The sequence below is a fragment of the Exiguobacterium sp. 8A genome, assembly GCF_902506275.1.
Classification (GTDB): domain Bacteria; phylum Bacillota; class Bacilli; order Exiguobacteriales; family Exiguobacteriaceae; genus Exiguobacterium; species Exiguobacterium profundum.
The window spans coordinates 1-10005 of record NZ_LR733644.1 but is presented as its reverse complement, the minus strand read 5'-3'; the positions used below and the strand labels follow the sequence as shown (position 1 = coordinate 10005).

Here is a 10005-nt window from a genome sequence, read left to right as displayed (position 1 = left end):
TCTTCACGTCCGGCGCGACGGTCCCGGTCACCCGGTCCTGTCCCTGGTAGTAGTCGATCGGCACGGGCGCCTCGAGGTCCGTGAGGAGGGCGAGCGACGACTCGAACGGCGTGAGCGCCTCCCGGGTCGAGAGGGGGGCGGGACCGGTCTCCTCGGCTCCCGTCGGCTGCGCGCCGAGGAGCGATCCGGCGAGGAGCGTCGCGAGCGTCGCCCCGCGCAGGACGTTCGCCCGTCCCTTCTGTCGGTCCGTCATTGGTTTCGATTGTTTGGTCATATCAGTCTGTTCTCCTTTTCATGGATATGTAGTGGGGATGGACACATCCCCCCACGACATCATATCTCGCCCTCGGGGACCATCGGGTTCAAAAACGGGACGGTGCTCCGCCTTGTTTTGAATACCTTGACAGGTATGCCCCTGCTCCGATGACCGGTCGAGTGGGACATGGGTGACGCAAGCCCCGGACGTGTCACCGAGACGACAAAAAATCCCCACGCCGTAAGGCATGGGGGCGATTCAGGGACCCGTCCGTCCCTCTCCTGAAGGATAAAAAAGACACGGGTTACTCGCGCGTGATGGTGTGGGGGGCGGACGGGATGAACCGATGACCGATACATCAGATGGCAGGGCGGGCCTGCGTGAACCAATCCCCCGGTACAGGATGACCATCCCACTGCCGACATCGACCGGACGACTGTCCCTCCAGTATACCGGGGACGAGACGCCCCTCGAGTTCAAAAAGGGGACAGCGCTCCCACTGTTTTTGAAAGCGCTCTATCCTTCCTTTTTTGCCAGAAACGACAAAAAAGCCCCGGATCGCCGTGAGGGGACCCGGGGAGAATCGGTTGCCTGACGGTCCGCGCATCCCTCTCCATCATGTGTCAAACAGAGAAAACGATTAGATGATCGACGGTGCTTGCATGCGCTAGGTTTTCGGTGTCTTCCGATGCGCGGGCCGGCGGGCGGTTTGTTGTCAGGATTTTAGTATACGACATCGCAGGGCGATGGGGCGTCGAAAACGGAACGGGGCATCCCCTTTTTTTGAGACGGCGGAGAGACAAAAACACCCCGGCCACCTTGGGTGACCGGGGATGTCGGGCTCCCGTCCCGTCCGTGGCCGCTTCCACGAGGGGCCCGGTAGGTCTGTCAACGACGTCACCGTCTGGCAGATGGGGGCCGGGCGGATGCGTCGTTCGGTCCCCGTCGGGGAAGTGACGTCCGTTCCGGACGGGAACCTCGACCGGTTGCGCCCCCCGGGTGATGAATCAGTAGTCGTGGTATCCCGGGGCGCACCAGACCATTTTAACGCAAGGGACGGAGGGATGGGAAACAAAATGGTGATCGGAACCTCCTATTTTTGAGCGTGGTCGCCCTTGTCGAAAGAGGGCGGAGGAACATCCCCTACCTCAAACAACCGTCTTTAAATGTTTTCTCCATGGCGATCATCAAAATCGACAACAGTAAATCCCTCTGTTTGACAGAAGTTCTTCCCATGATGTTTTCGTATGGTGTACGGAAGTCGTGAATCTCCAGATACATTTCCCTCACTTCTTCCTTGTGGATCCATCCATCTAGAAGTGTTTCACCCTTCGCTCAAATCATCTTTTTCTCAAACGTCGTGCAGTAAACGGTCGTTTTATAGACCACAAAATTCAAGCACAGATTAGATTTTTGAATGCATACGTGCTATCATAGAGCATGAACGAGGTGACCATATGCGTTTTGAGTTTGAATATGCGGATGGCTTAGACGGGACTTCCCCGTTCGAGAGCCATTTGTCGGAACTGGATGAGCGGGCTAAAACTTCCAAGCCCGAGCGCGTCCTCTTGAAACAAATCTTTCATCATTTCCGCCTCGTTGAAGAACGAGGCACTCGGACCGGGGAACCCCAGGTCAAACATTTGAAAGATAAGATTTGGGAAATGCGTCCCGGCTCCATGCGAATCTTGTTCGCCATGGAAGGGAACACCGTCTTGATTCTGCATCATTTTTATAAGACGACACAGAAGACCCCTCGCCGTGAGATCGAGCGCGCCGAGACAGCCCTGAAGAATTGGCAGAAGAAAGGATGAACCCATATGCTTTTGAGCGACATGCGGTCAAAACTCACATCCCTTGATGAGTCAGACCATCTTGAGATTGAGCTCATCACCCAGCTCGTGCTACGTCGTAAAGACATGGGCATGACCCAACGCGATGTCGCCGAACTCGCCGGCGTCGCCCAGTCGACGATCGCACGGATGGAGCGAGAGCTTGTTGTCCCGAAATTGGAGACGCTACTCAAAATTTCTAAGGTGCTCGACCTTCGTCTCCAGTTGGTCGCACAGGATGACGACCAACCTAAAAAAGACTTAGTGATGTCATAAAAAAGAAAGGGCCAAGGTGCCCTTTCTTTTTTATGTGGCTTTCTGTCTGATTTCTTTCGACATAACCTTCCACTCACCATTTGGATTCAGTAGGAGAGGCTATTTACCAATCATTTGACTTAAAGCAGGTATAAATGGAGCTAAAACTGTCATATGATTAGCAGCACTCGATACAAAGTTTTTATAATGATCAACAAATAAAGATGTATTTTGAGTGTTCTGCATATCTTTTAAAATTTTTTCTAATCTATCAATTTCGTTTTTGTCATCTATACTCTCTTTTAGAACTTTTAGAATCTCATTAATCACTTCGTTTGTAGATGCGTTAATGACGTTGACTGAGTAATCTTTAGAGTGGTTATTAACTCTTGAATTATCTCCATGAAGATAGTAATTTACATTAGGTTTAATTGATGCCTCTTTTTCTTCTTCGAGTTTTTTATACTGTCTTTCTGTTAAATAATACCCTTTAACCTGAAAAACCTTACCATATGCCGACTCTGACAATAAGTCATCAATGTAAAGTAAATTATTCGACTTCGTTCCTTTAATCCAGTCCCCTTGGTGAACATCACTACCTTCGTAAAAACCGATATAGGGACCACTTTTATCATTGTTTGGCAGTCCTTGTATTTGCGCAACTACTTCGCTATTCCGTATCACATCAAACCATTCTCCATGTTGTCTCATAAAACGATTAAAAGATGCTTGCACATTCAGAAAAATTCCTCCCTTTATTTTTAAAGACAAAACTCTTCATCCAACATTCATTCATAATTTATCCATTCTCCATGAGGGTCCTCAAGATTAATTTCTTCGAAGCAACTTTCGCACACCGTAGGAAAAGGATCGTATTCGTTTGTTTCATTACCGCAAAATTTGCACTCCATCATTTATCCCTCCAAATCAATGTAGTGATCTCAATCTTCTCAATTACTTCATACTCAAATTCAATAGGCGTTATCAAGTATCCTTATTTGGTTCATGTGTCTTTTCTTGAGAGTTCTCATCACTGGAAAGATAGTCGTAACTCACAAGTCTCCGATCAAATAATTTATTGATACTGTCATAGATACTTTTTTCAGACATCCCGAGTTCTGTGAGGACCATCGCATAGTAGAGCCACTTTATACTCCAAAAGTCAAGTATATAAAGTTCATAGGCTTCAAAATCCAAATCCCCATGCGCAAATTTATTTCGATGCTTTGCAATCCGTTCTCCTAAGGATTGAGAATCCACGTCAACTCCGTTTAAGTCCTCGTACAAATGTTTTAAAAAATAGTCCATGACAGGCCGGTTCTTTGAAAAAGCTTCCTCTATCTTGTCTTCCAGTGAACGTTTATCACTTTGAAGATGAGTGATAATCCCTTGATACATTTTCTTGCTTTTTTTCTGATGTTTTTTTCCTTTTATGTCTTCTAACTTCTTCTCCAATTCCAATATCAGCTCTTCCTTCGCCTTTTCTCTTTGTATATGAGATTCTGTTTGAACTGAGGAATCCCCTTTCACTTTTTTATATTGTGCCTCAAATCCTGCGACTGCCATCACATAACGTCCATTCGTGATATACCATGACTCTTTCAGACTTTCTGGAACATGTCCCATATAAATTTGGTCCTTAGATATGAGTTCAAACAGCTTGGGCATTTGTTGACCAATCAATGTGTGGTCTATGATTCGCTTCTCTATTTTCGACGACTCCTCAACACGTTCTCCTCCGTAAAAGCGCATAAACACTTGCCCCACCGTTTCAAGTTCACCCATTTCCCCACGTTTCAAGCTGATGCTTTCAAAATGAACGTTTTTTCTGTAAGTCAGAAACATGAATACTTTTCTCGTGTCTAAGATCAGGTTTTCCAAAAATGTTAAATCACTCGTAGATTCAAATGAATGGGTCAAGCGTCGAGAAAATTGAAGGGGGTTCCTAGACCCATACTTAGCTTTTCTGAGAATAGAGAGGAGTGTTTCTATCGTCTTATCTTCTCTGTACTGAAATGAAAATTTTTCGCTGGTATTTCCGTAATCTCTTACATTCAGCGCAATAGTTCCATCTTTATTCATTCCGCTGATTTCGTACGGAACTACAGGGAAAAAACCATCGACTTCGGGACCTTCAAAAGATATCGCATTGACATCCAATCTCTCTTTAATCTCGTCTGGAGATGAGAAAAATTCCCTACTTTCGAAGTGTATATATATTTCAACCCTAGCAATCAATGTCGTTTTTGTTTCAGAATGCCTATAGTCGCGTCTAGTTTTCGTTTGGATATGTTTTACTACGAACAAAAGCTGTCTGTCTGTTTCATACTCTTCTCCAATCAACCAAATTGGTGATTTTCTGTTATCGGTCCGGCCTTCCAAAAGAAACTCTAGAGGATTGAAGAAAACACCCATTTCCGAATCCAAAGGATGCAATGTAAGTACAAAAGTATTTTCGTCTAACTCAAAAGAATAGTGTCTCTCCTCGTACATCAGCTGTCCTGAAATCACTTCGCACCACTCCTTTTAACAGGATACACATTCTTATTAATTCGACGTGTTCATTACTATAATACCAACAACCGTAACAATCCGTTGCCATAAATCTGATGATTTTTTCTAACCAGTTATAACATGTATCAGATTTATGTTTGTTTCCTGCTTCTACGTGTCCGATTTTGCCACTTGCTCGCTACTCTCGTTTGTTCTAACACTCCACAGGCGTCAATTCGGATGCAACGAATCCTACTATCTACGTTTCTGTTTCAGTGGAAACTCGTAGTTTAAGCGCTATAACCAGCCAAGTTCAGACTCGCATTGTAATCCCTGTCCGCTGTATATCCGCATCGGTCACAATGGTAGGTACGGTCTGACAATCTTAAGTCCACTTTCTTATGACCACATCCATGGCATAACTTAGAACTTGGATAGAACGGATCTGCTTCCACCAACTCAATACCATAATCTTCACACTTATATTGAAGTTGGCGTTTGAACTCGTAGAATTTTTGTTGTGCAACTGATTTTGCTAAGTGCTTGTTTTTCATCATCCCTTTTACATTCAACGTCTCTACAACAATCTTTGACGGCTTGGTTTTCACGATCTCCGTTGTTGTTTGATGTAAATGGTTCTGACGAATATTCGCTAGCCTTCGATGGATATGTCGAATCTTCTGTTCTAATTTATGGATGTTACACGTTTTGATAAACCGGTTCCCCTTCTTATTCATCTCGTATTTCCGAGAGACTCTACGTTGTAACCGACGTAGTCGTTTCTCAATCTGTTTCACGTTCCCTGTCCTATTGATGTTTTTATAGACTCTGCCATTTGAAACCGTCGCCAAGTCTTTGATGCCAAGGTCGACTCCAAGTGTTTCACCTGTCAGGTTCTGTACGGGGCGCTCCATCTCTACGCCGACTGAAATGTACCAATACTTTCCATCGAAACTGATTCGTGGGTTGGAATATTTCGTATTCATCGGCAACGGCTCGCTCGTTTTCACCCAGCCGATTTTTTCAAGCAACACGGACTTCGGTTTCACTTTCAGTTTGACATTGTCATTATAAAAGGCCGGCCTCGACCTCTTCCTTGACTTGAACCGTGGCTTTTCCACCTTCAACCGACTTTTCCCACTCATGCCCATAAACCATTTTTTATAGGCATCACAAGCGTCTTTTACGGCTTGTTTGGCTATGTTATTGGATACTTGGTTCAACCACGCATATTGTCGTCGTTTCTTCATTTTTGTGATGTGTTTCCGTAGATCGTTGTCCCGAATGAATTTTCCGCCGAACCGATGGTTCAGTTCTTGCATTCTCAACGTCCAGTTGAATATCCATCGTGCCGTGCCGGCCGAACGCCACAATTGTATCTCTTGTTCTTTAGTCGGGCGTAACCTGACCTTATTGGCCCGTATCATCCTCCATCAACTCCTTGATGATTTTCTTGGCTTTATTCGCTCGTTTCCCTTGTAATCGACAACTGAACACGGTGACGATTTGAATCAAGTCCTCCACCAGTTCTTGTTCCTCTGTCTTTTCTGCGTTGTCAATGATTTCGATTTCCGTACCGTATTTATCACAAAGATCGGCATCAGGAACGGGACCCATTTCTTCTCGCCCCGGTCGACATATCTCGTCATGGTCCATCTCCACTTTTCCCAAGCAATTATAAGAACGTTTGTTCTTATTTTATACCCTCATTTTCGCGTTGTACACAAAAAAAGGGGCGCCGGTCGGCACCCCCTCGTCAAGATACGGTTTGTTCGGCGCCCTTGCCCGTGACGACATCCCCGAGCGCCATCACGACATAGCCGCCCCGTTGGGCGTACGCTGTCATGTATGTCACGCGTCGGCACAACGCCCGGCCGGTGTACGCTTGTTCAGTCGGGTCGTACTCACGCAAGGTCAGGACATCGCCGGACTTGTATCCGCGATCGTCCTGACGAATCTCGAACGTCTTCAGGCCAGCCTCGACCGCGTCAAAATACTCCGGCCAAATCTTCAGTTCATGGAGCATCCGTCTTCCCTCCTTCCATGTTTGTCTCTCATTCAGGTGGCAGACAGGCAGTTTACAGGCACAGTCTGATTTTCTGCTGATCTGACCGAATCAGGATGTATACCGTATAGTCTACACCCTTTGAGATTTCAGACAATACAAGTCCCGCAGTATCGATCGATGCGACTTCGATCAGTTGCAAGAGACGGTCCATCTCGCCCGTCTCGACCTCCTTCACCGAGACGATGCCGTCTTTCACATCATCCATTCTGTAATCGCAGAGGATCGGGACTTCTTCCAGTGGGATATGCGAGATGTATGCATCACTTTCAGTCGGGACGATGGGCACGTCACGAACGGTGCAGTTCCCGTCTCGGTTGACGGTCGCAAGAAGATCGTCTTCTCCGTTCTCATGAATTAAAAAATACTGCCTGATCCCGTCCTCTTCCTCGAACCCTTGCAATGCCCACAGGTCGAGGTCGATGTTTTTACGTTCCGCTTCCAGCACTTCGAGCACACGTTCCATGTCTCTTTGTTGTTCCGGGCTCAGACAGGTACTCTCATATCGGATATCCCGCAACTTCAAGAATTGGACGTATTCTTCGCGTCGTTCGATCGCCTCGACAATCGAGTCTGCTTCGGCCAGTTCGTATCGCTCGAATCCATTGTTCCGGTAGTAGTGGGGTGCGAACTTCCCTGAATCCGTCGATACCATCGTCACCTCATAATTGAAATCGTCGCTTCCGATGAAATACATCGTCCGACCGTCGATTTCAACGATTTCGTGCAATTTATATCTTGTCGTATCGAATCCTTCGGTCTCGAACTGCTTGATGATTCGTTTCATGTCGACCGTTTGTCGGTCATCGTCGGATTCTCGATCTTGATTCATTCTTTCTCTTCCGATTGGATGATCTCGAAATGCAAGGTTTAGTTCGATGGCTTCTCGAATCGTTTTCGCTTCTTTCACGCAGGGAACACTTATCACACTGTCCTCTAGATATTGTGGGGTCGGCTTATATGCGTTCTCTTCACCACAACTGATTTCAAACTCTTCTTCCGTGAACGGATGATAGAAGCGATAATCTCCTCTTGATAGATCGGATTTATCGCCGATGTTGACCCACCCCGTCATGTCGATCCCTTCCTTGACGATGAAATCCAACACAAGATGCATCCCTTTCACCCACCACCAGTTTTCAATGTATGCATGTAGTCTTTCTGCGACTTCCCGTTCTTCCGAAGATTCTCCCAGTGACTCCACGATACCCTTCGCCAACTCTTCTTTCGTTTCATACTCGTTCGGTTCAAAGTGGTCGAGCAACGACAAGTGAATGTCCATCTCGTTTAGAACGTCCCAGTATACGGCATGATTCCGTAAGAGGGTCGCACGGAATTTTCTTTCGTCTTTCGAGAGATCAACGGTGGTTTTGATGATCGTACGTATCAACTTCTTGATCGAAGGCTGACTTTCAGGAATGCCTGATCCCGTTATGTTGAACACCACATAGTCGTCTACACTCACTTGTATATCGTCTTCATCATTCGGATGCAAGAATACATAGTTACGGACATCACCCGTCTCCTCAACCGAATAAAGGTTCCAGTCCGTCAAATCCACCCCTTCATCTTTTAGCTCGTGCTTGATTCTGTCCACGTCCATTTCCTGCTCACTTGTCAGATTTGCAACCGACATATCCACCCACTCCTTTTTTGTACGCGAAAAGGGCCGACATGTGCCGGCCCGCTCGTCAGATGTTCAGTTTCGTTCAGGACCGCACGCTTCGGTCCTGGCTTTCTTCTGTCTCCGGCACGACGCTGGATCGCGCCTGTTCCCGGAGCACGTCGAGGAACTGCCCGTCGAGGCTGAACGCTTCCGTGTCCCGCCGTCGGTCCGGTTCCCTGTACGTGGGCGTTCGCCCCATCCCCCACAGTTCATCCAGCCACCAGCCGTCTTTCTCTTTTCGGTTCATCCGATCTCCCCCTTTCCCCTCCACATGGTTGTCGGGACGTGTCCCCGATAGGATGACGCGGTCGCCCGTTCCTGTGCTATGATTGGGTTGGGAAGCGCGTCAGTCGGCGAGCCGCGGTAACGGCCGCGCCAACGGGTCGATCGCTTGTCGGATCAGGCGATGCTGTCGGTCTGTGACGTTCAACATACCCCCTGGTATCGGTTTCCCATTTTCGAGGCGATTCGCGTATAGGGCGAACGCCTCTTTTGTTTTCATCCCGAGCCGACGCTCGTCGATGAGCACGCGGTCCTCGGGACGGACGCGGAACACGTTGTGCGCGAACAGGTTGTCCCGGACGGTCGTCCGCTCCTCCCCGGCGTTGTGGAAGTCTTGCGTGTAGCTGAAGCCCGTGCCCCACTTGCCGGCGTTCGTGCGCCCGATGTACAGGTTGTCGAGGACGAGCGTGTCCGTCAGGCGCCAGTCCTTCTTGTCCGGGTAGTCGCCATATACATACAACAACAATCCCACGTCGTCGAACACGTTCGACACGATCGACGCGCCGTTCCCGTTGCGCACCTTGACGCCACCCGTCGGGTCGTTCGCCCAGCCCTGGAACAGGTTGCCCTCGATGCGCATGCCGTCATATCCTTTCGCGTAGAGCACATGGTCGCGTCGCTGGGCCTGTCCGTCATCGGTCCGCGCGTACACCGTGCGCTCCCCGTGGACGAGGTTCCGGCTGATCGTCAGGCGCTCGTCGCCGTTGAGGACGTTGATCCCGGTGACGAAGTCGCCCGTCCGGGTCGTCGTGAGCACCTTCCGGCGTCTCAGTTCGTCCACCTTCCCGTAGACCGTCCGCATGCCCGGCACCTTCGACTCGAGGAGCGCCCGGCGGGACAGGTCGCCGATATGGTTGTGCCGGATCGCGCTGTCATGCGTCTTGTACGTCACGATGCCACGTCCCGCCTGCCCCTTCTCCCGGAGGAGGATGTTCCGCTCGACGGTGTGGCTGCCATGCGTCACGAGCAGGTAGTCCGTCCCGGGTTCCCCGTCCAACAGGACGTTGTTCCGGAACGCCATCCGGTCCGTCGTCTTCCCGCGCATCTCGACGCCGACGTGGCGCAGGACGAGCCCGCTCACCTGTGTGAGGTTGCGCGTCTTGGACGTGCCCGTCTTCAGCATCGGCATCCCGGCGTGCTTCCGCCCGTCGAGGAT

Annotated in this window: 11 protein-coding genes and 1 pseudogene; 3 read left to right on the top strand and 9 right to left on the bottom strand. The window is 48.9% G+C overall.

Going from position 1 to position 10005, the window contains the following annotated elements; all coding sequences use genetic code 11:
• Nucleotides 1–274 (bottom strand): hypothetical protein (locus GVY42_RS15230; protein ID WP_159563782.1); only part of this gene is annotated, 274 nt, incomplete at its 3' end.
• Nucleotides 275–1182: 908 nt separating this feature from the next.
• Between GVY42_RS15230 and GVY42_RS15225 the strand changes: the two genes are divergently transcribed.
• From GVY42_RS15225 to GVY42_RS15215, 3 genes are all read left to right on the top strand, one after another.
• Entirely contained in the window at nt 1183–1359 is a 177-nt protein-coding gene (locus GVY42_RS15225; RefSeq protein WP_159563781.1) for a hypothetical protein, read from the top strand.
• Nucleotides 1360–1713: 354 nt separating this feature from the next.
• Nucleotides 1714–2070: a type II toxin-antitoxin system RelE/ParE family toxin gene (locus GVY42_RS15220; protein ID WP_159563699.1), complete on the top strand. Its 357-nt coding sequence runs from the start codon at nt 1714–1716 to the stop codon at nt 2068–2070.
• Between the two features lie 6 nt (nt 2071–2076).
• Nucleotides 2077–2364, top strand: a complete 288-nt coding sequence (locus tag GVY42_RS15215; RefSeq protein WP_201302282.1) for a helix-turn-helix domain-containing protein — start codon at nt 2077–2079, stop codon at nt 2362–2364.
• Between the two features lie 99 nt (nt 2365–2463).
• Here GVY42_RS15215 and GVY42_RS15210 read toward each other — a convergent pair whose 3' ends face one another.
• The 8 genes and pseudogenes from GVY42_RS15210 to GVY42_RS15175 all read right to left on the bottom strand — a co-directional run.
• A complete protein-coding gene (locus GVY42_RS15210) occupies nt 2464–3114 on the bottom strand; it encodes a hypothetical protein (RefSeq protein WP_159563700.1) in 651 nt (216 codons plus the stop codon).
• 213 nt (nt 3115–3327) lie between these two features.
• A complete protein-coding gene (locus tag GVY42_RS15205; RefSeq protein ID WP_159563701.1) occupies nt 3328–4854 on the bottom strand; it encodes a HEPN domain-containing protein in 1527 nt (508 codons plus the stop codon).
• A gap of 272 nt (nt 4855–5126) precedes the next feature.
• The gene (locus GVY42_RS15200; RefSeq protein WP_159563702.1) at nt 5127–6263 is read right to left on the bottom strand and encodes an RNA-guided endonuclease TnpB family protein; all 1137 of its coding nucleotides are present in this window, start codon (nt 6261–6263) and stop codon (nt 5127–5129) included.
• Nucleotides 6247–6432: pseudogene (locus GVY42_RS15195) on the bottom strand (IS607 family transposase); the annotation flags it as partial. The gene GVY42_RS15200 and the pseudogene GVY42_RS15195, both read right to left, overlap by 17 nt.
• 160 nt (nt 6433–6592) lie before the next feature.
• Entirely contained in the window at nt 6593–6862 is a 270-nt protein-coding gene (locus GVY42_RS15190) for an ASCH/PUA domain-containing protein (RefSeq protein ID WP_159563703.1), read from the bottom strand.
• Nucleotides 6863–6914: 52 nt separating this feature from the next.
• Nucleotides 6915–8537 (bottom strand): hypothetical protein, encoded by a 1623-nt coding sequence (locus GVY42_RS15185; protein WP_159565586.1) that lies wholly within the window; start codon nt 8535–8537, stop codon nt 6915–6917.
• A 73-nt stretch (nt 8538–8610) separates the two neighbouring features.
• The gene (locus GVY42_RS15180) at nt 8611–8814 is read right to left on the bottom strand and encodes a hypothetical protein (RefSeq protein WP_159565584.1); all 204 of its coding nucleotides are present in this window, start codon (nt 8812–8814) and stop codon (nt 8611–8613) included.
• Between the two features lie 99 nt (nt 8815–8913).
• Nucleotides 8914–10005: hypothetical protein (locus GVY42_RS15175; RefSeq protein ID WP_201302281.1), on the bottom strand; the 1092-nt coding region annotated here is incomplete at its 5' end.